19 protein-coding genes and 2 tRNA genes are annotated in these 25330 nt (G+C 43.0%); 12 read left to right on the plus strand and 9 right to left on the minus strand.

What is annotated here, in order from left to right; genetic code table 11:
- Positions 1 to 120: 120 nt before the first annotated feature.
- Complete coding sequence (locus DB520_RS10820) at positions 121 to 1770, minus strand: S41 family peptidase (protein WP_114749729.1); 1650 nt, start codon at positions 1768 to 1770, stop codon at positions 121 to 123.
- A 179-nt stretch (positions 1771 to 1949) separates the two neighbouring features.
- Here DB520_RS10820 and DB520_RS10825 point away from each other — a divergent pair, with 179 nt between their 5' ends.
- From DB520_RS10825 to DB520_RS10840, 4 genes are read left to right on the plus strand one after another with little or no spacing between them, the layout of a single operon-like run.
- The gene (locus DB520_RS10825; RefSeq protein WP_114749730.1) at positions 1950 to 2708 is read left to right on the plus strand and encodes a hemerythrin domain-containing protein; all 759 of its coding nucleotides are present in this window, start codon (positions 1950 to 1952) and stop codon (positions 2706 to 2708) included.
- On the plus strand, positions 2708 to 3121 hold the full coding sequence (ruvX, locus tag DB520_RS10830) for a Holliday junction resolvase RuvX (protein ID WP_114749731.1): 414 nt from the start codon (positions 2708 to 2710) through the stop codon (positions 3119 to 3121). The genes DB520_RS10825 and ruvX overlap by 1 nt, the downstream gene beginning before the upstream one ends.
- Positions 3118 to 3666, plus strand: coding sequence for a peptide deformylase (gene def, locus DB520_RS10835; RefSeq protein ID WP_114749732.1), 549 nt, complete (start codon positions 3118 to 3120; stop codon positions 3664 to 3666). The genes ruvX and def overlap by 4 nt, the downstream gene beginning before the upstream one ends.
- 17 nt (positions 3667 to 3683) lie before the next feature.
- Positions 3684 to 4478, plus strand: a complete 795-nt coding sequence (locus tag DB520_RS10840; RefSeq protein WP_114749733.1) for an amidohydrolase — start codon at positions 3684 to 3686, stop codon at positions 4476 to 4478.
- Here DB520_RS10840 and DB520_RS10845 read toward each other — a convergent pair.
- Positions 4475 to 6604, minus strand: a complete 2130-nt coding sequence (locus DB520_RS10845) for a T9SS type A sorting domain-containing protein (RefSeq protein ID WP_114749882.1) — start codon at positions 6602 to 6604, stop codon at positions 4475 to 4477. The two genes, DB520_RS10840 and DB520_RS10845, sit on opposite strands and share 4 nt — an antisense overlap.
- A gap of 183 nt (positions 6605 to 6787) precedes the next feature.
- Between DB520_RS10845 and DB520_RS10850 the strand changes: the two genes are divergently transcribed.
- A complete protein-coding gene (locus DB520_RS10850; RefSeq protein ID WP_114749734.1) occupies positions 6788 to 8083 on the plus strand; it encodes a UDP-N-acetylmuramoyl-tripeptide--D-alanyl-D-alanine ligase in 1296 nt (431 codons plus the stop codon).
- On the opposite strand, the gene DB520_RS10855 is transcribed toward DB520_RS10850, so the two are convergent.
- From DB520_RS10855 to DB520_RS10870, 4 genes are all read right to left on the minus strand, one after another.
- Entirely contained in the window at positions 8084 to 8812 is a 729-nt protein-coding gene (locus DB520_RS10855) for a VIT1/CCC1 transporter family protein (RefSeq protein WP_114749735.1), read from the minus strand.
- A gap of 181 nt (positions 8813 to 8993) precedes the next feature.
- Positions 8994 to 9066, minus strand: a tRNA-Gly gene (locus DB520_RS10860).
- A gap of 76 nt (positions 9067 to 9142) precedes the next feature.
- Positions 9143 to 10786 (minus strand): glucose-6-phosphate isomerase, encoded by a 1644-nt coding sequence (pgi, locus tag DB520_RS10865; protein ID WP_114749736.1) that lies wholly within the window; start codon positions 10784 to 10786, stop codon positions 9143 to 9145.
- An 89-nt stretch (positions 10787 to 10875) separates the two neighbouring features.
- Positions 10876 to 12189 (minus strand): HTTM domain-containing protein, encoded by a 1314-nt coding sequence (locus DB520_RS10870; RefSeq protein ID WP_232834917.1) that lies wholly within the window; start codon positions 12187 to 12189, stop codon positions 10876 to 10878.
- 643 nt (positions 12190 to 12832) lie between these two features.
- Here DB520_RS10870 and DB520_RS10875 point away from each other — a divergent pair.
- A tRNA-Ser gene (locus tag DB520_RS10875) sits at positions 12833 to 12917 on the plus strand.
- 261 nt (positions 12918 to 13178) lie between these two features.
- Here the strand turns inward: DB520_RS10875 and DB520_RS10880 are convergent.
- Together DB520_RS10880 and DB520_RS10885 are read right to left on the minus strand one after the other, a co-directional pair.
- The gene (locus DB520_RS10880; RefSeq protein WP_114749737.1) at positions 13179 to 13415 is read right to left on the minus strand and encodes a hypothetical protein; all 237 of its coding nucleotides are present in this window, start codon (positions 13413 to 13415) and stop codon (positions 13179 to 13181) included.
- Between the two features lie 725 nt (positions 13416 to 14140).
- On the minus strand, positions 14141 to 15688 hold the full coding sequence (locus DB520_RS10885) for an RNA-binding domain-containing protein (RefSeq protein ID WP_114749738.1): 1548 nt from the start codon (positions 15686 to 15688) through the stop codon (positions 14141 to 14143).
- 1030 nt (positions 15689 to 16718) lie between these two features.
- On the opposite strand from DB520_RS10885, the gene DB520_RS10890 reads away from it, so the two are divergent.
- The 6 genes from DB520_RS10890 to DB520_RS10915 all read left to right on the plus strand — a co-directional run bounded on the left by DB520_RS10890 (position 16719) and on the right by DB520_RS10915 (position 24859).
- Positions 16719 to 17804, plus strand: coding sequence for a fibrobacter succinogenes major paralogous domain-containing protein (locus tag DB520_RS10890; protein WP_157972028.1), 1086 nt, complete (start codon positions 16719 to 16721; stop codon positions 17802 to 17804).
- Between the two features lie 443 nt (positions 17805 to 18247).
- Complete coding sequence (locus DB520_RS10895; protein WP_114749740.1) at positions 18248 to 19657, plus strand: peroxiredoxin family protein; 1410 nt, start codon at positions 18248 to 18250, stop codon at positions 19655 to 19657.
- 339 nt (positions 19658 to 19996) lie between these two features.
- Positions 19997 to 20614 carry a Crp/Fnr family transcriptional regulator gene (locus DB520_RS10900; protein WP_198675297.1) on the plus strand — a complete coding sequence of 206 codons (618 nt, stop codon included), beginning with the start codon at positions 19997 to 19999 and terminating at the stop codon, positions 20612 to 20614.
- Between the two features lie 89 nt (positions 20615 to 20703).
- A complete protein-coding gene (locus tag DB520_RS10905) occupies positions 20704 to 23112 on the plus strand; it encodes a TonB-dependent receptor (RefSeq protein WP_114749741.1) in 2409 nt (802 codons plus the stop codon).
- A gap of 69 nt (positions 23113 to 23181) precedes the next feature.
- The gene (locus tag DB520_RS10910; protein WP_232834929.1) at positions 23182 to 24096 is read left to right on the plus strand and encodes an NAD(P)-dependent alcohol dehydrogenase; all 915 of its coding nucleotides are present in this window, start codon (positions 23182 to 23184) and stop codon (positions 24094 to 24096) included.
- Between the two features lie 214 nt (positions 24097 to 24310).
- Positions 24311 to 24859 (plus strand): carboxymuconolactone decarboxylase family protein, encoded by a 549-nt coding sequence (locus DB520_RS10915; RefSeq protein WP_114749743.1) that lies wholly within the window; start codon positions 24311 to 24313, stop codon positions 24857 to 24859.
- A gap of 2 nt (positions 24860 to 24861) precedes the next feature.
- Here the strand turns inward: DB520_RS10915 and DB520_RS10920 are convergent, their stop codons facing one another.
- Positions 24862 to 25083: an SOS response-associated peptidase family protein gene (locus tag DB520_RS10920; RefSeq protein ID WP_114749744.1), complete on the minus strand. Its 222-nt coding sequence runs from the start codon at positions 25081 to 25083 to the stop codon at positions 24862 to 24864.
- Positions 25084 to 25330: the final 247 nt, after the last annotated feature.

A 25330-nucleotide genomic window follows, 5' to 3' on the forward strand; every position in this document is an offset into this window, starting at 1 on the left:
ATATTTTGGTTTATTTAAATTACGTTCATCTTACTAAATAACAAATTATTTTCGAAAAGTCCGCCACAAAAAAAGCCAAGGCTTTTCACCTTGGCATTGTTGGCAGGCAACCCTGCATATCTATTCTTCCTGTTCCTCCGAAATTCTCATAGCCAGCCGCTCCGCTTCCTCGAATAATTGGATAGCCTGCTGGTAAATCTCATTGATGTCGTTGATAACCTTGTAGAAGGCATTGTCATCATACAGATTCCTTGCCATATGGGCTTTGATGAGCGTTTTCAAATATTTTTTGGATTTGCTGAAATCCTTTTCTATAAACTTCACTTTGTTTTTCTCTCCCACTTTGATCAGTTCGTCCAACATGTTATCGGAAACCTCGTAATTGTGGTAATAATCCTCAAAACTCATGTTGTCGTACTTCTTTTTGTTTTTGTCAAGGTAATCCAGGATAAACTCCCTCCACGATTCCGAACCGAATAAACGGTTGACATAGGTACTGGTCATGCTGGTGTCTAGTGGCACAAAGAAGTCAGGCATAATTCCTCCACCTCCATATACGGTCCTTCCTGTCACGGTTTCATACTTTAGGCTGTCGTCAAAGGTGATGCTGTCGGCACTGAAAAACTCCCCATGCTCTAGCCTCTTTAAGTAGTCGCGGCTATATTCATCCTCATCCTCGTCTCCATATGGTTTCTGGATGGACCTCCCTGAAGGGGTGAAATAGCGGGCTATGGTAAGCCTTAACTCGGCACCGTCGGAAAGATCTATGGGCATTTGAACCAAGCCCTTGCCAAATGACCTTCTTCCTACAATCAACCCACGGTCATTGTCCTGCAGGGCACCAGCCACAATTTCAGAAGCTGAGGCACTTCCCTCGTTGATGAGCACAATCACTGAGCCATCCTCAAAAGCCCCAGGCCTTACCGCGTAAGCTTTTTGGTTATACCTTTTTAACTTTCCTTCTTGAGAAACGATTAGCGCGTTGTCAGTGAGGATTTCATCGGCAATATTGATTGCAGCACCCATATAGCCACCTGGATTGCCCTGTAAATCCAATACCAGTCTCGACATTCCTTCATTTTTCAGGCTTTGCAGTGCCTTTCTGAATTCATCATGGGTATTGGCAGCAAACCTGGTGATTTTTATATATCCTACTTCATCATTGATCATGTAGGAGGCATTCACACTGTATTGTGGGATTTTATCCCTAGTGATGGAGAAATCCAGCAATTCATCCTCGTTCCTTCTTTTTATGCCTACCTCTACCGTGCTACCCTTAGGCCCCCTTAACAAGTCGAAAACATCCCTGTTGGTGACGCCTTTTCCAGCAACTAAGTCTCCATCTACTTTAATAATTTGGTCTCCAGGTAATATGCCCAGCTTCTCCGAAGGCCCTCCCGTCAAGGGAGAAACCACGTAAATGGTATCCCTGAGAATGCCAAATTCGATGCCTATGCCATCAAATTCACCTTCCAACTGAGATTTAGCCAATTTGGCATCTTTTGCGGTGATGTAACTGGAATGAGGGTCGAGTTTATTCAACATTTTCTCTATCCCATATTCCACCAGCTCGTTAGTGTTTACACTGTCTACATAGTCCCGGTTGATATAAGTAATGATCTCCTGAAGCTTGTAAATGGCGGACTTTAGGTCGTTTCTGTCGTTTTTGGGCTCTGCAAAAGTGGCTCCTATCCATATCCCCGCAGAGATCCCTAAAGCTAATATGATGGGAAGTCTGATTTGGGCTCTAGTGTTTTTTTCCTGACTCACGTTATTTTCTAAGTTATATGATGCGGTAAGAAATACTTTGTTTTATAAATTAAATGGAAATTATCCATTTATACAATTAAACCTTGTTGAAAGGCGTTTCGTTTAAATAAACGCAATTATTTTGAATTCGATGCTTCTTTTAACGCTTTTTTAAATATAAAACTTTTACTTTTGTATAGATGTCTATCCCTCAAAACATATTCCAAAAATCCATTGGCGTCCTTGTGGAGGAAAATCATGTAATGGCAGCAGTCTTGCATTACTTTGGTATTAGCTTCTTCAATTTCGAACAGGAAACCTTGGCAAATGTTTGTGGGAAATTCAAAATCAATCCTAAACAGGTAATGGAGGAACTGGAAGCTTGGGCAATGTCCAAGGAACCCAGCCAGGAGGAACTCTTTCTACACCCCATTGAGGTTTTGGTGGAATACCTGAAAAAAAAGCACCGGGTTTTCGTGAGGCAAGAACTTCCATTTTTATCCAACATGGTTTCCGGAATAAATGCCCCCAGAGACTATAAGTGTCTTTTGGAAGACATGAGGCTGATGTTCCCGCTTTTTGTGGACGACTTTATCCACCATATCCACGAAGAGGAGAATACGCTATTCGAAAGGATACAATTTTTACAAGCTATAGAGAAAGGGGAAGTTTCTTTACAGAAGGCAGTGAAAATTTTCAGCGTCAACTCCATCATGGCTTTGGCAACCGAACATGAGGCACATGACGATGAAATGGAAGGCATTCGGAAGCTTACCAGTAATTACAGCCTTCCTCCGGAGGCTCCTATGGCCATGCGCATCCTGTACCTGGAGCTTCAGAAACTCGAAAAAGAACTGGTTATCCACGCAAAGATTGAAAACGACTTACTTTTTCCTAAAGCCGTGGAACTGGAGAAGGAAGTAAAAAGGGCCATCATTCTCAAAGCACAATCCAACTAATGACAAGGATCCTCGCCATAGATCTTGGAACTAAAAGGACAGGGTTGGCGGTTACAGATCCGTTAAGGATATTGGCCAATCCTTTAACCACCATCCCCACGGCACAATTGAATAAATTTCTGCTGGACTATTTCAAAAAAGAATCCGTGGATACCATTGTAATTGGATATCCAAAAGCCATGGATGGGCAAGCCACCCAAATGACCAAACCTGTTTTGGACTTAAAAAAAAACCTTTCCAGAAAATTTCCGGATAAGGAAATAACACTGGTAGATGAGCGGTTTACCTCAAAGATGGCTATGCGCTCCATGATTGAAATGGGAAGCAAAAAGAAAGACCGGAGAGAAAAGGCCGGGAACCTGGATAAAATCAGTGCTACCATTATCTTACAAACTTATTTAAATCAACCATGATCTATCCTATTGTAGCATACGGAAACCCTATCCTAAAAAAAGAGGCGGAAGAAATCGAAGAAGGAGAAGACATTAAAAACCTGATCGCCGATATGTTCCAAACCATGGAGCATGCCAGTGGGGTAGGACTTGCTGCTCCTCAAATCAACAAGGGCATCCGGCTGTTCGTCATAGACAGCAGCCACATGCTGGATGAGGATTCGGAAGAGAAAGGAATCAGAAAGGCCTTTATCAACCCTATAATTCTAGACGAATACGGTAACCCCTTCGGTTTTGAGGAAGGCTGCCTGAGCATTCCGGAAGTAAGGGCGGAAATCACCAGGCCTGAAAAACTCACCCTGGAGTATTTTGACGAGGATTGGAACCTAAAAGAAGAGGAGTTTTCGGGACTCACTGCCAGGGTGATCCAACACGAGTATGACCACCTTGAAGGAATACTTTTTATTGACTACCTGAAAGGGCTCAAAAAAAGAATGGTCAAAAGCAAGTTGATCGATATCAGTAAAGGAAAAGTGGAAACGGACTACAGAATGGTTTATCCCTAATCCTAATCCCCCCAAATATGCAAGATCTTAAGCTGGCCTTTTTGCAGACCCCTTTATATTGGCATGACAAAGGGGCTAATCTAGCCATGCTGGAAGAGAAAATTTGGAATCTTGACCAGCAAGTTGATATTATCGTGCTTCCAGAAATGTTCACCACCGGCTTTACCATGGATGTGGTATCTATGGCAGAACCCATGAATCTCACTGGAACCAAATGGCTAAAACAAATGGCCTCTCAAACCAAAGCCGTGGTCACCGGAAGTATCATCATATCCGAAAATGGGAATTATTATAACCGCCTAATTTGGGCGCAGCCTGACGGGGAAATCCTCAGCTACGACAAGCGCCATTTGTTCCGAATGGCCAAGGAAGACCATTTTTTCGATATGGGAAAAGACCGGAAGATTTTCAAATGGAAAGGATGGAACATACTTCCCCAGGTTTGTTATGATTTGAGGTTCCCCGTTTGGAACAGAAACAAGGCCAATGAGAAGGGGGAAATGGAATATGACCTTTGCTTCTACATTGCCTCATGGCCAGCCCCTAGGTCTAGGGCCTGGGATATACTCCTACCCGCCAGAGCGGTAGAAAACCTCTGTTATTCCTTGGGAGTAAACCGAATCGGTACCGATGGCAACAATATTGCCTATACCGGCCACTCCGCCTTATATGATTTCAAAGGCAGAAAGCTTGCGGATGCGGAGGAACAGGAAAAACATGTGGTGGCCACCATCTCTTACAGGGAACTACAAGAATACAGGGCGAAATTCCCAGCTTGGAAGGATGCCGACGCTTTTACCCTGGGGAATTAGGGCCTGAGCATTATTCTTTTGGCAGCAGCCCCCTTTTCCTCACTTCTAAGCTGTAGCACATACACACCCGGAGCCAGGCCCAGCAATTGCAAATGCTGCTCCACTCCTTCCCTGATTTCAATATCCTTCAGGATGATTTGGCCATTCATCCCAACCAAGGTTCCAATTGCATCGGAATTACTGATAACAACCACCCTATCTCTGGTAGGATTGGGGAATAGCCTCATGCGTAACCGTTCCCCTTCCGGAGGGAGGGCAGAGGATCCCAAATCCTTGAGGTAATTTACCCCACCTGCTCGGGTACCCACTATTAAATCCACCCTTTCACCAAATGCATCCGGCACTGGGGTAATCCAGGCATTTCTCCCCATACGGGTGGTCGTTGTAGCCAATCCCTCCTCCAATTGCAATTGTAGGGCTTCGTTGGAAGGGTTTTCCATGAAATCCCTCACTACTCTAATGATTCCCCTTTGATCCACGGCATATAAGATTGGGGATTCCCCTGCATGTACAGAAATGCTTAACCCCCTGTTTACAGGGTTATCCGAAAAGCCCAAAAAGTCCCTTTCCAGAACTTCGGTTTGCATACTATCGCCTTGAACCTCCACTGTCATCAATACTAACTCCCCCGTTTGCCTACCCAGCAGTAAATAATCGGCTCCACCAAGGCTGAAAAAATACAGGTGATCCACACCTCTAAGATCGAATCCTGCTATGGCACTGGATTGGTATTCCCCAACCCCTTCTACTGGTCTCCAAAACACCCTTTTCCTTGGGATGTTGTTTTCCACTATATCACCAGTAACAATGTGGTACTCCTGACCTTCCGCGCTTCTCCATTGCTGATAGGTCAGTTCCCGAAGTGACAATTTCGATAAACCCAAATAATCCTCCTCTTGCTCTATTAGACCACCTTCTTCCAAACTGAAAAGGCTTGCTTGTCCCCTTACTCTTCCCTCCACCAAGCGGTTGGAGGCAATAATTAAGTTTCCATTTATAGTGTTCCCACCAAAAAACGGACGGGAATTCTCCCCAAAGTCCAGCATGTCCGATTGGAAAAAACCTTCCGTAAGCTGAGCCTCTTCCGCAGGAAAGGGATATTGATAAACGGATTGGCCAAAATCAATCCCAAATACTCCTGCAGGCTCTGATGTATGGGAACTGATGATTAATTGATCTCTTACCAAATAAGCCGCATGGAAAATGGGGAATTGGGGTAAAGGACCTATTCCTGGCAGACTATTCGTAAAAGACTCAAATACAGGTTGCTCATCCGACCCTTTGTTGGGTAGGAAATAAAGGGTGTTGCACTCGTCCTGTCCCATCAGTAAATCCTTAACCCCGTCTCCATCCAAATCCGCATACAGCATGGAATGCCCCCCCGCATGCTGTATCCTTAATTGTGTGATTGGGTTAGGGGCTGCGGCAATGGGAAGCCCTCCACAGGTAAGGCCAAAACTGATATTGCCACAGCCGCAAAATTCAAATCTCCCCCACCTGATTTGCGCACTGGCAAAGGCATCAATATCCCTTTCGCCTTTCCTTTCCATGCTGGTGTTCTGGTAATATTCCAGGTAATCCCCGGTAGCAAAGTTAAACGTCAAAATATCCAGATCCCCGTCACCGTCTATATCCATCAGCAAAGGGATATCCAGGCTGTTGGCGGTAACGTTACTTCCGTTCTCCAAGCGCAAAAAATCTTGAGCCACCACCCATTCGGGGTGGGATTGGTCAGCTGCAGTAATATTTCGGTATGCCTTTATCCCGAAAGGACTACCTGTGAACAAGTCCTTTCGCCCATCCCCGTCAAAATCGGCCAATACCATAAAACCGCTGATGTCAGAAGGGAAATAATGGCTCTTGTTTGGCAGGTGGACAAAATTACCCGGCTCACCTGTGAACACATTCACCTGCCGGGCATTGATATCCCATACCACAAACTCCTCCACCCCATCCCCGGTTACGTCCATGGTTTGGACTTGGGCGGCATTAATCCCTCCTACCCAAGGCATGGAAAGCTGTATCCCGCCCTGGATTACTGGCAGCTCCGAATCATACCTATATACGTGCTGAGCGAAAATCCCTTGCCACCAGAAAACAAGAAAAATAATAAAGGCAAAGCGCATGTTTTTGGTTTTAAAGTTAAACGATACTTTTGTGATTGGCATACACGATACGAAAAAGAAAAATTGCAAATGCATCTGCACTGCCAGGTTCAGGGAATAAAGTTTATATTTGCAGGGTATTTTCCTGTACTTAGTGGCAGGAAAATTTTAGGTTTCTAACACTTTTTTCAACAATAGTACTTAATGGACATCAAAGAACTTCATCACCATTACTTATCCTCATCCGGTATTTCTACCGATACCAGGAACCTAGAAGCAGGCAACCTTTTTTTTGCGCTCAAAGGGCCCAACTTCAACGCAAACACTTTTGGCAAAAAGGCCTTGGAGAAAGGTGCCAAACTGGCGATAATCGACGATGCCAACTTTCTCGAAAAGGGGGATGAAAGGTATGTGCTCGTGGAAGACGGGTTGAAGACACTGCAGGAACTGGCAAAATACCATAGGGATCAACTGCAAATCCCGGTAATAGGGCTTACAGGAAGCAATGGCAAGACCACCTCTAAGGAACTGATTCATGCCGTTCTTTCCACCACCTTTAAGACCAAAGCAACCAGGGGAAACCTAAATAACCACATTGGCGTTCCCCTTACCCTACTGGCAATTCCTGCTGGGACCGAGATTGCGATAATAGAGATGGGCGCCAATAAACAGGGGGACATAGCCGAACTTTGTGAGATCGCCAAGCCCACCCACGGGTTTATTACCAATATTGGCAAAGCGCACCTGGAGGGCATGGGCGGTCTAGAGGGGGTCCTAAAAACAAAAACCGAGCTATTTCAATACCTCAAGGAAAACGGGGGTCAGGTTTTTATTAATACCCGTCAAGAAGTATTTTCGAATATGATCAAAAGATTCAAACATCCCGTTCTATTTCCGGAACAGGGAAGCTCCTGCGAGGTAAGGTTTGAAAGGGCTGATCCAAATGTTATCTTTAGCATTCTGGGTGTGCCTAAGGAGTTCACCTCCCAGTTGATAGGGGCTTATAATTTCGACAATATCGCAGCAGCTATTGCCATTGGCAACTTCTTTGGAGTTGCACCTGAAACGGCAGCTAGGGCCATTATTCAATACCTTCCTTCCAATATGCGCTCCCAGTTGGTGGAAAAGCGTAGTAACCTGATTCTTTTGGACGCCTACAATGCCAACCCCAGCAGTATGGAAGCCGCCTTAAAGGCTTTTGGACAACTGAGGCAAAGAGGCAACAACATGGTAATTTTGGGTGATATGCTCGAGCTTGGAGAGCATGCCGTAGAAGAGCACGCCCACATCGGAACCCTTTTGGCAACCATGAAAATTGAAAAAATTTGCCTTACGGGAAAGCTCATCCAGGCAGCCTTGAAGAACGTGCCCCACGCATTGTATTTCCCCGACCCCTTTTCCCTTAGAAATTGGTTGCAGGATTCCAAGTTGGAGGATTATCAAATCCTTATCAAGGGAAGTAGGGGAATGAAACTGGAGGGGTTGGTGGATTTTATTTAGTTAACTGCCCAACAACACAGCTTCTAAAAAACTGCCAACATAATAGGCCACCAAAGCAGCAGCTAACCCCAGTCCAAGGGACTCAAGCATACTCTTGAGGATATTGGTCTGGTTTACCAGGCTTTTAAGCCCTCCAATAACTAAAAAAGCAATTGCTGTCAACCCACCTGCAATCCAAAAAAGATTCAAGGAGGTTGGATTAAAGTAATCGTAAACGTACATCAATAAGGGAATAAACCCTACCACGATAAAGGATAGGAAGGTAGCGAGACCGACCAGTTGAGGGTTTTTTTTATCCAGTACCATGTTCAGTTCTTCTTTCATCATTTGTTCCACCCATCTTTCCCTGTCAGAGATGATTACCTCTACAACCTGCTGAAGTAAAGTGCCCTCAAATCCCTTTTTCCTGTAGATGGATTCGATTTCTTTTTTTTCACTTTCGGGAGTATGCTCCACTTCCCAATATTCCTTGTTTTTATATTTAAAGTAGTTTTCTTTGTCGGTCTTTGAAGAAAGGTAGGCTCCTATGGACATGCTAAAACCATCCGCAAACAAGTTGGCAAATCCAAGAATGAGAATAATAGAGCTGTCCAAATTAGCTCCTACAGCCCCGGCAACTACCGCAAAAGTAGTTATGGCTCCATCGACCCCTCCGTATACAAATTCGCGTAGGTATTTTTGAAAATAGTTGAAGTTAGGATTTTCCTGAAAATAAGAGGCTTGATTCATAGGTCATAAAGGATAAAAGGTACAGTGGAGAATGACGAAAATTCATCGCCATAAGGTTCTTAATGTAATTGGCCAGAAAGAACACTCTTTTTCGACAATCCTAGCATCACAACTGAATTAAAAGCAGATTAAATAGTTTTTTAGCAAAAATAGGGGATGGAAACCAGGAACAACTGTAAAGAGCGGGTGATCGGTCTCGAACCGACGGCCTTCAGCTTGGGAAGCTGACGCTCTACCAACTGAGCTACACCCGCTAAACTTATTTCAAATATACGGCAAATTTGAAAATCTTTTTCAGATTGAAAAAAATTCCGTGGAGAACAGGCCCGATTATTTTCTAAATGCCTTAAAAGCTCCGATCAGACCATTGGTAGAAGCATCATGGGAGGTGACCTCATTTTCACTTTCGAGTTCAGAAAGTATGCTTTTTGCCAAAACCTTCCCCAGTTCCACGCCCCACTGGTCAAAACTATAGATATTCCAAATCGCCCCCTGTACAAATATTTTATGTTCGTACATGGCAATCAATGCGCCCAGGGTGAAGGGGTTGATTTTCTTTACCAATATGGAATTGGTGGGACGGTTTCCCTCAAATACCCGATGGGGACTTATCTTCTCAATGATCTCCGGAGACTTACCCTCTTTTTCCATTTCAGCCTTAACTTCTTCCAGAGTCTTGCCGTTCATCAGTGCCTCTGTTTGGGCAAAGAAGTTGGACATAAGCTTCAAATGATGATCCCCCACGGGATTATGGGAAACAGCAGGAGCAATGAAATCGCAAGGGACCAACTGTGTGCCCTGATGGATCAACTGATAAAAGGCGTGTTGCCCATTGGTGCCGGGTTCCCCCCAAATCACAGGGCCGGTGCTGTACTTCACCCTTTTACCCTTCCTATTTACACACTTGCCGTTGCTCTCCATATTTCCTTGCTGAAAATAAGCAGGGAACCGGTGCATATATTGGTCATAGGGTAGTATGGTTTCCGTGGTGGCACCAAGGAAGTTTGTGTTCCAGATGCCTATCAATGCCAGGATTACGGGTAGGTTCTCTTCAAAGGGAGCCTCTTGGAAGTGCCTGTCCATGGCGTGCGCTCCATCCAGCAGTTTCATGAAATTATCAAACCCCAGAGCACAGGCAATGGTAAGCCCAATGGCCGACCACAGGGAATACCTCCCCCCTACCCAGTCCCAAAATTCGAACATATTGTCAATATCGATACCAAACTCCATCACCGCAGTGGAATTGGTGGAAAGAGCCACAAAGTGCTTGGCAACCTCCCCCTCGTCCTTTGCATTTTCCAAAAACCAGTTCCTAGCCGTATGCGCATTGGTCATGGTCTCCTGGGTGGTAAACGTCTTGGAAGCAATAAAAAACAAGGTGGTCTCCGGATTTACCTTTTTCAACACCTCGGTAATATGTGTCCCGTCCACATTCGAAACAAAATACACATCCAGGTTCGGGTTTTGGTAAGGTTTTAGTGCCTCGGTAACCATAACTGGTCCCAAATCCGAACCACCTATTCCTATATTCACCAAGGAGCGGATGGGTTTGCCTGTGTACCCCTTCCATACCCCCTTGGAAACTTTATCTGCAAACACCCTCATTTTTTCCAAGACCTCGTTGACATCAGTCATGACATCCTTCCCTTCCACATAGACAGAGGCTCCACTTTTATTTCGCAAAGCAGTGTGCAGTACTGCTCGGTTTTCCGTACCATTGATGGGTTTTCCCGAAAACATGCTTCCAATGGCTTCTTTTAGGGAAGTTTCCTCTGCTAACTGAAGTAAGTGTTGCCAAACCTTTTTGGTAATCCTATTTTTGGAAAAATCCAATAAGATGTCCCTGAACTGGACGTGGTACTTGTCAAATCTATTGGTTTCTTTTTCAAAAAGTGCCTTTATTTGGATATCTTCTTTTGAAAGTTGCTCCAGTTTTTTCCAGGCTGAGGTTTGGGTGGGGTCGATATTTTTCATTTGCTTAGGTTTGGTATGCAATGGGTATGTAAAACTATGAAAAAAATCCCACCACAAAAATCCATTTTCATGTATCTACATGAATTTATTTAGGGTTCTGGAGCTGGAAGTATCCAAGGATGGGATTTGAAGGGTCTCCATGGCTCATTGGCCAAGTCCACACCCGGGTCGATAAAAGGATGCAATGGCCTCCCGTTGAGACTTACCTTTACGTCCGCATATACCTCCTTTGCTGCATACTCGGTTTTCAGGTATTGTGCATATTGCCAAATCATATCCGGACGTGTTGGCAAAACAAGAGCCTGCTTTCCACTTAGGTCCATACTTGGCAGATGGGAGGAACGGTTTCCCTCCCCATCCACCAAGGTAAACCTTGCCGTTCCATATTTGCTTCTCAACATCATCCGCCAGGACATCCTATGCCCCTCTTCCGTCCAGTTCACGTCTCCCGTATATGCCCAATGCCTTATGGGGAGTATGAGCATAAACAAGAAGAAAACACACCAGCAGAACATAATTCCCTTTTTCTGGAAAGAGGTATAGAAATAGGCTTCCGGCGGTTCAGGAGCAATATCCCTGGCAAAAAAGAACTTCCTGACGCTTAAAGGCGGGAAGAACAAAACTGACATAAAAAGCATCAGATACGGAAATATCCCGATCTGAAAAACCAGGCTATTGAACAGGTGAAAGAACAAGGCTATTCCCAGCGCATATATCCGGGTGGGTCTGAACCAAATGGCCGGAATGATCAATGCGTCAAATACGATCCCCCCATAGGCCACCAGGTACTGAAACCACTCCTTTGCCAATAATGGCCCCACCAGAAAGGTGTTTTCCTTAGCCCCAAACCAAATCGCAATGGGCTTTGCCGCCAACCAGTCGGATTGGACCTTGGCCAAGGCAGCATAGGTATACACCACCCAGAGCAGGAGCATAAAGACCGTTCTGGTCCAGTTTGGCACATAATAGGCTTTTGCTACCGAACCCCTCCTCACATCCATGGAAAAATAGCGATGGGCAGGCAGCATTGTTGCCAGGCCGGTCAATAAAACCAAGAGGTAATAGTGGTTGTTGTAGTTCGTTTTTTGCATCCAATAGGCCAGCGTCCACATTAGGAAGTAGCCCGTGATTGCCACCCTGTACTGCCAGCCCAGCATTACCAAGGCTCCCAGAACACCCATCAGGATATAATAATAGACCATACCCTGTCCCGGAAGTGGTTGTAGCCATGGGAAAAAGGGGATAAAGGAAAAGGTGAAATCGGGGTCTATAAATGCCCTTTGCACCCAGCCAGTCATCACTGCCCCCACCCCTTCCAGAAACAGTAGCAGACCAAAACCCACTCTAAAGATGGCCAGAGGGGCAATGTCTACAGGTTTAAAGAGCAAGTTATTTAGGGACATGGGCGGCCAAAACAGTTGAAAGGGTAAAATTAGCAAACCCTGCAAAAGCACAGCATTGCCAAGCTGCTTTTTTTGGAAGGAATCAAAAAAGAAAAAGACCCCCCAAAAGCGCCTTTTGCGCATTCGGGGAGTCTAACCCAACTAAACCATATTAAAAAATTTACCCTTTTAGATAAAAAAATCAACCAACCTAACCTTTATGATTTTCAACCTTTATTTCCCTTTTTGAACTGTTCAAATGTACTTATAAGTCCCTTACGTCCAACAACAAAGTAAATCAAGTCCCACAATTCCGTAATGAAGTGTATTATGTTAATCGATTGCCCCTGTTTTTTACAATAAAAGTTGACTATCAAGGTCTTTACTACCTATGGGTTTGCCGAAAAACCCCTGAAGGCATATCTATTTATTGCATGTGGCGGGCCACAAGCTTTTTCCAAAGGAGGAGGTTCATCCAATGGTATTTAAATTTTTCGGCAAGGGTAGTTGTCAAATAATAGAATTAGGCGTACATTTGCCATCCGAAAAGTCGGGAAGAAAGGTAAAGAAAAACCTGAAGTAAGGCAGAGAGGTCTTAGGGTTCCTTTTTGAAAATTACGATGTAGAGGACAAGGTTCCTTTCAATAGGAATTAGAAACCATTAAGAGGAGTGGCAGAGTGGTCGATTGCGGCGGTCTTGAAAACCGTTGTACCGCGAGGTACCGGGGGTTCGAATCCCTCCTCCTCTGCATTCAAAAGCCAGGCAAACTGCCTGGCTTTTTTCATTTCGAGTCGTCGGGACCTGCCCTACAGTCCGGCCCCTCGCTAAAAAGCTCCACCGGAGCTTTTTTTAACGCTCGGTCCTCTCCTCCTCTGCTAAATAAAACCATACCCAATTGTAATTCATTTGGTTATGGTTTTTAAAAAAAGGGGGGCTATTTGGGGGGCTGTTTTGAGTTGATTTTGACTCTTCCAGAACTGTCAACTTCCAGGATCCCTTCCAGCCCAGGTCACATTTTTAATTCAATCCATTTTATGCTAATGGTAATGCCCTCAATGCTGAGCCACCTTTCCATGTCCCATTTGGCGAGTTTGGACAGCCTGAAATCGGCCTTGGCAAGGATCCCCATGGCATTGTCCACGGTAATGTTGGCGACGGCGGCGATCAGGTGGTAAACTCTCATGGCGGACTTCCCCTGGTTGTAACGCATCTCTGTGGGTTCGGATAATTGATTGAAACGTTTCATCTGTTTATAATTTCTTTTCAGCGGTCACATAGCCTGCCCCGAACTTGTTTCGGGGGAATCTCGCAGTGATATTCATACCGGTGTGTGACATTTTCGTCATGCCCTGACTGCCGTCAGGACAGGCTCGATTTCATGATGTGCTTACCGACTTTAAATCTCCTGGTGCTGGAGGGCTAAATGAATGATAAGCCCATCCCATGGGGAGTTTTTCACTTAGCACAAGGAGGAACGGAATAAAACATCTCAGTCATTCACCTCCTATTATGCCGTAGTTCCTTGGCACATTTCAGACAGACAATCCGGATGCATGTGAAAAAATAGCCCATAACTTTGGTGAGTCATTGGTTTGGCTGGTTTTATTCTTGTTTCAATTCATAGTTAGTTTTAAGTATTGTCTCTAGTCTTTTATAATTGACCTAGTTGAATCAAAATTATTTAAAAAGCAAAACCCCATTGGATGCTAAGGGGGTTTTTAGGTGGAGATAAAACTACCTTTCTCAGTTCTTCTACCTTATCTAATAGCTTTGGCCAAACCTTCACCCTCTCACTCATCGGCCCCGATACCACCCCCGCTGGGTACTGGTAGGTTTGGAATTCCGTATAGTTTTCAAATACCCTGATCGTGGACTTAAATCAAATCGGGAATATCCCTGGTGTGGACGGCATTGAAGATAGAACCGAATATCTGCATCGGCTTCAGAGGTTTTTCTACAGGCTCTCCGAACTCACTTAGGCTTTGTAAGGGTCACTTTCCAATATCCCCGTGTCCCTCCTACTCTCTCCAACACACCTTTTTCTTTAAGGGTATTTACCTGCTCTTTGGCGGTATAGTAGTTTATCTCCAACTGTTCGGAAATTGTCTTTACTGAGACTTTTGGATCTTTTGCAATCAGTTGAACGATTTCTTTTTGCTTCTCCGGAAGACCGATCGTGACTAGTTCATCCTCGGATTGGGGGGGGATTAGGGGGGGTATATAGGGGGGTATTTGGGGGGGTATCTCCTCCTTTTCAATCTTTTCCAAAAACCAAGGGTGAACGGGAACATTTACCTGAAAGAAACTTCTTTCCTTATTTGTAATGAATTCTGGCATAGGAGAGCCATTGGCTTTCATCACCTTTCGAATGGTGGGAATTCCTGTTGCCTTGCCTTCTGTTAAATCCAGTTCTTTCAGGAAATCCCCTAAGCGTCTGTTTCGGTATCTTCGTGGAAAAACGCTCCCTTTTTGAAATTCAGTCAACTTTATGCTCCTGTCTGGTCCTCCATAGTTGATCACCATCACCTTGTCAGGATAAATGCGGATTTCCACAGGTTCCCGGGTTTGATATTCTCTATGATAAAGCGAATTGGCCACGATTTCCTCAAACGCCTCATATGGGTAGTTCCAAACGCGCACCGATTCCGATTGCCCCCTAATTTTGCGGGTCATTTGTTTCAGCACATTAATCCTGAGGTAATCCATGGTACGTTTGATCATGTAATCCACCGGGCCGGAAATATAAGGTGCCTCGAAAAACTCCGGATCGACTTCGCCCTTGGGAAAATGTACGATTTCCACCCTAGAATAAGGAAAGTACTTCTCAGGGTTTTCGGTAAACATCATCAAAGCCACATTCCTGGGATGCCGTCTTTCGGTAGGCCCGTAAAGCAATTGCATCTGGGAAAGCAGTTGTTCCTTGGATTGCGTTTCAATCGATTCCAACAGCTTGCTTTCCACCTTTCTCAGGTAATCCCGCACCAAGCTCAGGGAGATTTCATCAAAGCTAAACAGCATATTGGGTCGATCGTCAAAGGGCGTCTTTCCACTTAGGGAAATCAGTTCTTCCCTTTGACTGTTGTTTACCCTGACCGAGTTGGACCCATAGCGGATGTAGTAGTAATACCTTTTCTCCTTAGCCTTGATTTCATTTGGTACTTCGTAAGGTCTATTGTCTCCCGCAAAGGCCCAGATGACCAAAATCATCTTGCCCTGAACTTCTTCCACGCTGATTTTGGGATGGTAGGCAGGATTGATCAGGTTGTTCATCTGAATCATATCCCTTTGAATGCCATCGAGCTTTTCTTCATTCAAACCGGTCGGAGGCAAAATAGGTCTGCCATTCTCTTCTTCAATTCCAACAATGATGTAGCCACCTCCGATATCGTCGAAGTCATTGGCAAAAGCACAGATGGATCGGTAGATGGGACCAGGGTTCCAGCCTTTCTTATACTCGATCCGTTCGGATTCCACCGCACGCCCATTGATCAGATCCACTATGTTAATTGGTAATGCCATATCTATTTTCTATTGAAACAAGACCCTTTCGTTTTGGAGTACATCCTGCTGTATTTCTATACTTAGGTTTTGATTACTCCCATTTTTAAAAATAAGCTTTTTGTGGAATTAATATTCCAGCATATTTCCATAATAGGCATTTCCTTCATATCCTAAGGAGGTAAAATTAAAGATTTAAATCGATTCTTTTAAACCTCACCGTCTCCGAGACCTCGCCAGGTTGCGTACTGGTAGGTTTGGAATTCCGCATTGTTTCCAAATATCCTGGTAGTGGACTTAAATCAAATCGGGAATATCCACGGTGTGGACGGCATTGAAGATAAAACCGAATATCTGCATCGACTCCAGAGGTCTTTCTACAGGCTCTCCGAACTTCTCTCCGAACTTTTTAAATTTTCTCCGAACTCACTTAGGCTTTGTAAGGGTCACTTTCCAATATCCCCCTTAAAGGGGATTGACATTTAAAGAATTTTTTCTCATCACTCCAAGTCAAATATCCCCCAAAAAGGGGATTTACATCGAAAGAATTATTATATAAATTTATAATAGTGTCTGTCTGTTAATTTATTACGAGGATTAATTACCTCTACGGAGTCCTTTTGGCCATTGGAATTGACTGTGCTATTTGACCATAAACCAACTGGTTCCACATCACTTTTGTGGATTTTCTTGACTATTCTTTGAAGGGTGCAAAAATAAGTTCATTTCTACCCTACCATTCGTTTGTACCTCCTTGGATGTTTTCAAAGAATACAATGATGATTATGTGGTCCTATCTTATGAGGAGAATGACGTCATGAGTAAACTTATTTTCAATTATGGAAATTTTTGGTTCCTTATTCAGGAAAAAATCTACAGCAATTGATCACGTACGATCGGTTAATTTCCCAAAGCGACAAAAAAGAAATTAAACGGTGGAGTCCAGAACCCACTCGAAAAAACGGGGCGTATTCCGAAAAGCCTAACGAGTAGGAAAATTTCAATAATATGCGATATGAAAAATTATTGTTTTATCAAACTGAAAGCCTGCATGATGTTGCTTGCGGCCGCGGGTGTCATGTATTCATGTAGTCTGGAAACTGATGATTTTCCTGACACAGATTTGCAATTCGCACAATTGCGGATAGCTCAGGATGTGGCCGGATCCTGTGACGGTGATTGTATCGAACCGGGAACTGAAATTTACTATCCTTTTTCCGACATGGCTACGGGAAGTGCTGGCCCAAACACAAAATCAGTAAGCTATACTGCTTACAACACTGAAACAGATTTTGTAGTGGAAGTGACGTATGTCACTTCCGGACGATCAAACGCAGAAGCCACCATTAGCATTGATATTGATGGCGATGAAGTGGAATACACAGGCGTGATCTCAGGCAGCAAGGTCAGCCATACGGTGCCACTTGCTGAGGACTGGGCCGGATGCGATGAGGTTGCGTTTAGCATTTTACAGGAGGGATTAGGCCAGCCAATCACATTTAGCGAAAGGTATGCCTTAATTCCTGTTTGCTTAGGGCTAGGTTTTGAGGATGTAACGAGTATTACGGGTAAAACATGGATGGACCGTAACCTGGGTGCAAGCAGGGTAGCAGAGTCCAGTACAGACTCAGAAGCTTACGGCGACCTCTATCAATGGGGTAGAGCTGCTGATGGTCACCAGACTATACACCGCTTTGATGGGGATGGGAAAACCACCTCCGGCACAACGACTACTTTAAGCAGCACCGACCAGCCTGGCCATGGTGATTTTATAATAGGAAGTACGGATTGGCGCGCCACCCAAAACGACAACTTATGGCAGGGCGTAGATGGAGTCAACAATCCGTGCCCAAGTGGTTATCGCCTGCCAACACAGGCAGAATGGGGTGAAGAAAGAGCAACCTGGAGCAGCAACAATGCAGCAGGTGCTTTTGAATCACCGCTGAAATTGACCGTGGCTGGCGTCCGCACTAGCTCTGGTTTGTTCCAAGAAGGTGGTAACATCGGGTACTATTGGAGCAGTACGGTTTTTGGCGCCGGTAACTTATTGCGCGATATGCGCATCCTTAGCAGCAGTGCCACCGAGGGGTTTAACTTCCCAGCGAGCGGACTTTCTGTGCGTTGCATAAAGGATTGATAATGAGTTGAAAATGGAAAGTTTATAAAGTTAAAAAGTTGAAAATTTTTTTTACTTTATAAACTTTCCACATTAAAAACTAAACAATATGCTGATAAAACGTTTTCAGGATATTATTGCTTGGAAAAAAGCAAAATTACCTACCATTCAGATATATGAATTATTTGAAGAAAGTATGGATTTTGGATTCAAAGACCAACTGCAAAGGGTTTCAGTATCTTAAGTGAATAATCTTGCTGAAAGTTTGAAGGTAAAGGGAATAAGGAATTCTCTTATTTTCTTTTTATTGCTAAAGGTTCAAGTGGCGAGGTTCGCTCTTTGGTATTTTAGCCTTAGCGCTGAATAAAATATCAGAAAAGGAATTCGAAAAACATTTTCGATTTTCAGAAGAAATTTTCAAAATTCCCTTAGGCCTAATCAAAGCTTTATAAAATTTAAAATTTATGAAATTTAAAAACCTTATAGCGCTCAACTTTCTACTTTCTACTTTCTACTTTCTACTTTCTACTGGCTTCGGGCAAACCATTTCAGGAAACCTGTCTCTACTCGCCCATCAAAACATCAAACTCGAAGGTTTTAACGGCTTAAAAACCTATCCGATTTCTAGCATTACTGTTGATGCCAATTGCAATTTCAAACTCAATTACGCCAAATCAGATTACGGAGTTGGCTATCTCATTTCAGCAGATGAAAAACCGCTTTTCGTAATACTGAATGGAGAAGATATAGAAATTGAGGGAGCAGCTTTGGGTTCTACGGAAACAATTCGGGTGATAAAAGGACAAGAAAACCAATGGTTTGAACAGTATGCCAAGGAACATCCCAAGCGTGAGCAAGCACTCAGTGCTTGGCGCTACCTGGAGAAGACCTACACGCAAGATCCTTTGTTTTCAATTCAAAATGCCCCTACCAAAGCTATTCAAACAGAGAAACAACGCATCAACGCCGAAGACGCTGCATTTTTAGCTAATTTACCCCAGGACTGTTATGCAAGATGGTTTTTGCCTACCCGTAAATTGGTTAGTTCCGTATCTACCATTGCCCAATACCGCACCGAGGAACTGCCTGAAACGATTAAAGCGTTTCGTGATTTGGATTACACCGATCCACGTCTTTATAAAAGCGGTTTGTTCAAAGATGCCATTGAAAGTCATTTTTGGCTGTTGGAAAATAGTGGAAAATCATTGGATTCGGTGTTTATTGAAATGCAACGCTCCATTGATGCGATGATGGTACACCTGATAAACGACGAGAAGAAACTGAATGAAGTGACTGATTATCTGTTCAATTTATTGGAGCGGCATAGCTTGTTTCAAGCTTCCGAATACCTGGCCATAAAAGTACTCAATGAGACGAGCTGTACCATCGATAGTGATCTGGCAAAACAACTCGAAAGCTACCGTGCCATGAAAAAAGGAAACGTTGCACCCGATATTATTTTTGCCGGAGACCATTTTGCCCCGGGAATCGCTTCTAATCTACCTAAAAAACTATCCGACGTAAAGAGTAACTACACGGTAGTGGTTTTTGGAGCCAGTGGGTGCCCTAAGTGCACGGAAGAACTTCCGGAAATAGCGAAACTCTATACAAAATGGAAAACTCAAGGCGTTGAAGTTGTATTTGTTTCCCTGGATGAGGACAAAAAATTGTTTCGCACATTTGTAAAAGACTTCCCGTTTATCTCGACCTGTGACTATAAAAAATGGAAGAGTAACATCGTCAAAGATTATTATGTTTTCGCCACTCCGACCATGTATTTGTTGGATGCTGAGCGCAAGATTTTATTACGACCAAACTCGGTTAAGCAGATGGATGCTTGGGTAGACTGGTATTTGGTGCAGGGGAATAAATGAAAAAAAATAACCAACGAAAGGCTAACAGCACCTACAAGAAATTGACGAGATAGTGCTTTGTATGACAGTTTTGTGGTTAAACAAACTTTCGTTCTTCATATCAATCCCATATAACATTTAACTGATCGCCAACGAAAGACTTTCCCTCCAGAAAAATTTCCTTTTGGGCATTAAGCAAGGTCGAAAGCTGAACACCCTGATTTGTTCTATTTTTGGGTTGCAGTCTAATCATAATGTATTTAAAAAAGTACACCGAAATACCAACATTGACTAAGAGCAATCATGCAAAAAATGCTAAATTGAAAAAAGAATACATTTAGTCATTTAAACGGACATACAATGGGTAAAAATCCTAAGAGAAATAGAGAAACGTTGGAAAGTACCCAGGAAATGTCAAAATGCATTTTAAAGAACAAGCAATTTAACTCGGAGGAAGCAGAGGAAATCATTCAAGCCATAAGGATTGAAAATCACCCCAAAGGGAGCATCTTGCTTAAGGAAGGTGAGGTGGCAAAAGATTGTTATTTATTAATGAAAGGATGCGTAAGGCAATATTTTTTGGTTGATGGAGTTGAGAAAACCACATTTTTCTTTGTAGAAGAGCAAGGCTTCTCATCCTTCAAGAGTGCAGCGAAAGGCATTCCTTCTGACCATTTTTTGGAGTGCATAGAAGACTGTACTTTAGCTGTTTTGTCAGTGCAAAAGGAGTTGGAACTTTATCAAAAATATCCAAATTTTGAATCTTTAAGTCGTTCAGGGTTGGAAGATCAATTGGGCGATTATCAAGAAATGCTGGCGAAATTTATCACATCAAAACCTGAAGACCGGTATTTGGATTTACTTGAAAACAGACCGGAATTAATCAACAGAATACCTCAATACCAACTGGCCAGTTACCTGGGAGTCAGTCCCGAAACCTTAAGCAGAATCCGAAAACGTATATTTTTAAAAAAGTGATTCACTCTTTCTTTCTTTCTTGACAAACGTCAATGAAAGTCAACACCCTTCTAATATAATTTTGCTTCTAAAATCATGTGAGCAGAATTATGAAATTGAAATTATTAATATCCTTAGCGCTTCTATTTATTTCCTTTTGTACGCATTCGCAAGTAGTCACACAAACTGTAAGGGGGTCAGTGAGAGACGCGGACAGTAAAAGCCCGCTTGTAGGGGTGCAGATAGTGCTTGTTGGCTCCGATCCATTAATCGGTACTGTAACAGATTCCAATGGAAACTTCCGGTTACCAGATGTAGCTATAGGCAGAATTTCTCTGAGAATTTCTTATGTCGGCTATGAGTCCCAGCATATACCTGATATTTCGGTCATGTCTGGCAAAGAAACCATAATAGATTTGTCTTTGACCGAATCCATCTCGACCATGGATGAAGTGGTGGTATCAGCAAATTCAAACAAAGGGGAGTCGCAAAATGAAATGGCCCTGATAAGCTCTCGTTCCATTACGTCAAATGAAACCAATCGCTATGCGGGAGGATTTAATGACCCAGCCCGTATCCTATCCAATTTTGCAGGTGTAAACAATTCCCAGGATGGCAGTGCGGATATCATTGTTAGAGGCAATTCGCCCAAATACGTTCAAAGGCGATTGGAAGGAGTCCAAATCTCAAACCCAAGCCACTTTGGTGATCCGATTGGTTTGGGTACCGGTGCACCAAGTGCATTAAACAACCATATATTAGGTACTTCTGATTTTCATACCGGAGCTTTCACTGCTGAGTTTGGCGATGTGTTGTCAGGGGTGTATGATATACAACTGCGAAACGGAAACAATGAACAGTTTGAGGGAATGCTAGGATTAGGGATTCTGGGAACAGACCTGACGCTGGAAGGTCCACTCAAAAAAGGTTATGGTGGCTCATACTTGGTAAACTATAGGTATTCTACTGTATCGCTAATTGAACAGTTCGGATTGGTAGACATAGGGGGAATACCCACATTTCAAGATGGAGCATTTAAAGTAATGTTGCCAACTAAAAAATTTGGTAACTTCTCACTATTCGGACTTTCGGGTTACAGCACGTTGGATTTTGAGGATGTGGATCCAACCATTTTTATTACTCCCGGTGACAATGGTTTGAAAGAAAACATAAAAGAAGATTTTACCAAAAGAGCACATTTGTTTAATTCAGGTATCAACCATTTGTTTTCTATCGATAAGAACAGTTATCTCAGAACCACATTGGCCTATTCAAATGAAGGGATAAGGGATCAGATTTCCGAACGATCAGTACTGAATGATTCTGTGGCTGCCGTCAAAGACAACTTTAGAAGCCGAATCCAAACCGCAACCTATAGGCTGAACATGACTTATAATAACAAATTAAATGCTAAAAACACGTTACAGATGGGGTCCAGATTCGCCCTTTTCCATCATCATTTCACTATCAGTCGCTTGGAAGACAATTCCTTGCATAGGAATTTTTTGGTTGAAATGGATGAGAATATCAGCACCCTGAGAAATTTCATAAGCTGGAAGTACAGGATGAATGAGGACATCACCATAGTATCTGGCCTACATAACATGAATGTTCTTTTTAATAATAAAAGTATCCTTGAACCAAGAATTGCTGCTAACTGGCAAGCAAACCCATCCAATACGTTTAGCATGGGTTATGGAATGCACAGCACGATGGAAGGAATCCACCATTATTTCACCCAAGTGGAAAAGCCTGATGGTAGCATAGCAATACCAAATCAGGACTTGGACTTGCTGAAAGCGCATCACTTTGTCCTAGGGTATGAAAAACGATTTTCAAGGAATTTAAGGACAAAAGTAGAATTGTATTATCAGGATCTATATAATTTGCCTGTTGAAAACGATGTCAACAGTTCATTTTCTACCATAAATGAGACGTTGGATTTGCAATTTGTTGATTTGGTAAACGAGGGAAGTGGAACCAATTACGGTATTGAACTTACATTGGAGCGCTTTTTTGAAAACAGTTATTACTTTCTGGTCAATGCATCCTTTTTTAATTCAACCTATATTGCTCTTGATGGGGTGGAGCGCAACACGGCATTTAACAGTAACTATCTGGTAAATGGATTGGTCGGGAAAGAGTTTTATCAACTGGGTAGAAAAAACAACCAGGTATTGAGTATAAATGCAAAAGTCTTTTTTGGTGGGGGTAGGAGAATAATACCGCTATTAAGGGATTTTGATGGTACCCTAGCGGTAGACCCGTTGAACAATAGATTCTGGGACTTTAACAGGGCTTATGAAAGTAGCTTGAGTGCTATTTATTCGATATCACTTGCGTTCAGCTACAAATGGAATAAAACAAATACTACTCAGGAGGTATTTTTAAATCTGGATAACCTGACCAATAATCAGGTGCGATTAACTGAATTTTATGCTCCAAATGAACCTGGCCAAGTAGGTTTCCGGACTACTTTCGGACTTTTTCCAAATATGATGTACCGATTTTATTTTTAAATTGAATTTTGTATGACTATGAAAGCTGCATTAACAAGAAAATATGGTCCACCGGATGTAGTCCGGCTAATGGAGGTGGAAATTCCCATCCCAAAGGATAACGAGGTGAGGGTGAAAATTCATACTGCCACCGTCAATAGAACAGACTGCGGGTTACGGGCAGCCCACCCATTTATCACCCGCTTTTTCACGGGTTTGTTCAAGCCAAAAAATACCATCCTTGGAAGTGAATTTTCAGGAGATATTGATGCCATTGGTAAGGATGTGAAATCTTTTACAGTTGGAGAAAAAGTATTTGGTCTTAGTGAATCAAACTTCGGGGCTCATGCCGAATATTTATGTATAGCAGAAAATGCTAGCATAAGCACATTGCCCGAAACACTTACCGCAGAGAATGCTTTGGCAATATGTGAAGGGCCATGGTATGCCTGGAACAACTTGAAAAAAGCAAACCTAGAGCCAGGAAAAAAAATACTAATTAATGGGGGCAGCGGTTCCATTGGAAGTTCTGCTATTCAAATTGCTGCCTACTTTGGCGTTGAAATTACTGCGGTGACCAACACAAAAAATCTAAATTTGGTTAAAAACCTTGGAGCCACACATGCAATCGACTATTCCAGCGAAGATTTTACCAAACTCAACAGGCAATTTGACGTTGTTTTTGATGCTGTTGGCAAGAGCAGCTATTTTAATTGCAAAAAATTACTTAAGCCTAATGGCATTTATTTCTCAACAGAATTAGGCCCATTTATGCAAAACCCACTTTTGGCCTTATGGACTTCAGCTTTTGGTACTAAGAAGGTGCTATTCCCAATTCCGGTGGATAAAAGAGAAAACATACTCTTCTTTAAGGAATTAGCTGAAAAGGGATTTTTGATACCGGTAATTGACAAAGTATATCCTTTAGACCAAATTGTAGAGGCATATAAGTATGTGGAAAGTGAGCAAAAGACGGGAAGTGTTTTGTTAAAAATAAGAGACTAGTTCCTTGCCTAATACCTATTGTAAAATGAATTTATCCAGATCCCTGTATTGATCAGCCTGCTGAGGTAAAAAGGCTACTGCTGCAGGCCATATTCCATGAATAAATGGAAGAATATGGACGGGACAGCAGCTAAGCGAATTGACATTAGAATAGAGTTAAAATATCAATAAATTTAATGAAAGAAAAATGATTATTGTATAAAACTAAAACTCGATGAACCCTAGAATCCACCCCATCCAAAAACCCACCAACATCCTAAGTTGGCTGGGTTTCCAATTTATCAAAAAAGAACTTGGCAAGATCACGATGGTCGCCAAGGTAATTTATGTACGTTTTCCAAAGATTATGATGCTGGTTAAGAAAATGCTGGATATTAAGGCCTCCCATTCTCTTCCGGAGCAACTGATCCTACTGATCCAGACCTACGTGGCCACTTTGAACGGCTGTCAATTTTGTATGGATGTAGCTAAACTCAGAGCGGATCGTAAAAAGTTGGACCAGGAGAAATTTCGACAATTAATGGTTTTTGAAAACAGTTCTCATTACAGCCATGGGGAAAAAGCCGCCCTTGCTTACGTGGAAGAGGTCACCAAGCAGGTAAGCGTCAACGATGAGACCTTTGGCAGGCTTAAAAAATACTGGAATGACCGTCAGATCATCGAAATCACCTACGCGACCTCCGTGGAAAACTTTCTGAACAGAATGGTTAAACCCTTGGGCATAGGATCGGATAATCTCTGCGAAATCCACAACGTATCCTAACCTTAATAGCGGGCATTGATCACTTTGTACCCCACATTTTTACCCTTTGCCCAGTATGGCACCAAACCAAAATGAAAGACATTTATCTGATCAGGCTCAACCGAGTTGACCACCGGAGCCATTTGGGAAGGTGCAATGTTGGTGGAAGGCTTCCAGTTTTTGGCCTTTTCGGGCAACCTCAACTTCAGTTGGTCCTCCTCTTTTTTGAGGTTTTTTTTTCCAATTGAGCTGCGAGCCGCTAGACACGAGAGTTAAACATTTGCTCTTTTAGCAATAAGCTTGCAGCTCCGTGAATTTCGAAGGTTATTTTTACCCTTGTAGAATGGACGAGGGTAAAAAATTGATAGATTTACCCTCGTTCGTTTCTCAATTGAAATCTTTACCCTCGTTCCCAAGTATGTTCAATCGAAAAATCCCATAGCCATGATCAATGCTATGGATTGGGTGATAGAACTAAAAAAGTAAAATTGG

It is taken from the genome of Pleomorphovibrio marinus, from assembly GCF_003347495.1.
Classification (GTDB): Bacteria; Bacteroidota; Bacteroidia; order Cytophagales; family Cyclobacteriaceae; genus Pleomorphovibrio; species Pleomorphovibrio marinus.

What these genes read in the sequence shown, in the direction of transcription:
- DB520_RS10825 (WP_114749730.1), top strand. Translation starts at nt 1,950, where the DNA reads ATGTCTATCCCTCAAAACATATTCCAAAAATCCATTGGCGTCCTTGTG.
- ruvX (WP_114749731.1), top strand. Translation starts at nt 2,708, where the DNA reads ATGACAAGGATCCTCGCCATAGATCTTGGAACTAAAAGGACAGGGTTG.
- def (WP_114749732.1), top strand. Translation starts at nt 3,118, where the DNA reads ATGATCTATCCTATTGTAGCATACGGAAACCCTATCCTAAAAAAAGAG.
- DB520_RS10840 (WP_114749733.1), top strand. Translation starts at nt 3,684, where the DNA reads ATGCAAGATCTTAAGCTGGCCTTTTTGCAGACCCCTTTATATTGGCAT.
- DB520_RS10845 (WP_114749882.1), bottom strand. Translation starts at nt 6,604, where the DNA reads ATGCGCTTTGCCTTTATTATTTTTCTTGTTTTCTGGTGGCAAGGGATT.
- DB520_RS10850 (WP_114749734.1), top strand. Translation starts at nt 6,788, where the DNA reads ATGGACATCAAAGAACTTCATCACCATTACTTATCCTCATCCGGTATT.
- DB520_RS10855 (WP_114749735.1), bottom strand. Translation starts at nt 8,812, where the DNA reads ATGAATCAAGCCTCTTATTTTCAGGAAAATCCTAACTTCAACTATTTT.
- pgi (WP_114749736.1), bottom strand. Translation starts at nt 10,786, where the DNA reads ATGAAAAATATCGACCCCACCCAAACCTCAGCCTGGAAAAAACTGGAG.
- DB520_RS10870 (WP_232834917.1), bottom strand. Translation starts at nt 12,189, where the DNA reads ATGTCCCTAAATAACTTGCTCTTTAAACCTGTAGACATTGCCCCTCTG.
- DB520_RS10880 (WP_114749737.1), bottom strand. Translation starts at nt 13,415, where the DNA reads ATGAAACGTTTCAATCAATTATCCGAACCCACAGAGATGCGTTACAAC.
- DB520_RS10885 (WP_114749738.1), bottom strand. Translation starts at nt 15,688, where the DNA reads ATGGCATTACCAATTAACATAGTGGATCTGATCAATGGGCGTGCGGTG.
- DB520_RS10890 (WP_157972028.1), top strand. Translation starts at nt 16,719, where the DNA reads ATGATGTTGCTTGCGGCCGCGGGTGTCATGTATTCATGTAGTCTGGAA.
- DB520_RS10895 (WP_114749740.1), top strand. Translation starts at nt 18,248, where the DNA reads ATGAAATTTAAAAACCTTATAGCGCTCAACTTTCTACTTTCTACTTTC.
- DB520_RS10900 (WP_198675297.1), top strand. Translation starts at nt 19,997, where the DNA reads ATGGGTAAAAATCCTAAGAGAAATAGAGAAACGTTGGAAAGTACCCAG.
- DB520_RS10905 (WP_114749741.1), top strand. Translation starts at nt 20,704, where the DNA reads ATGAAATTGAAATTATTAATATCCTTAGCGCTTCTATTTATTTCCTTT.
- DB520_RS10910 (WP_232834929.1), top strand. Translation starts at nt 23,182, where the DNA reads ATGGAGGTGGAAATTCCCATCCCAAAGGATAACGAGGTGAGGGTGAAA.
- DB520_RS10915 (WP_114749743.1), top strand. Translation starts at nt 24,311, where the DNA reads ATGAACCCTAGAATCCACCCCATCCAAAAACCCACCAACATCCTAAGT.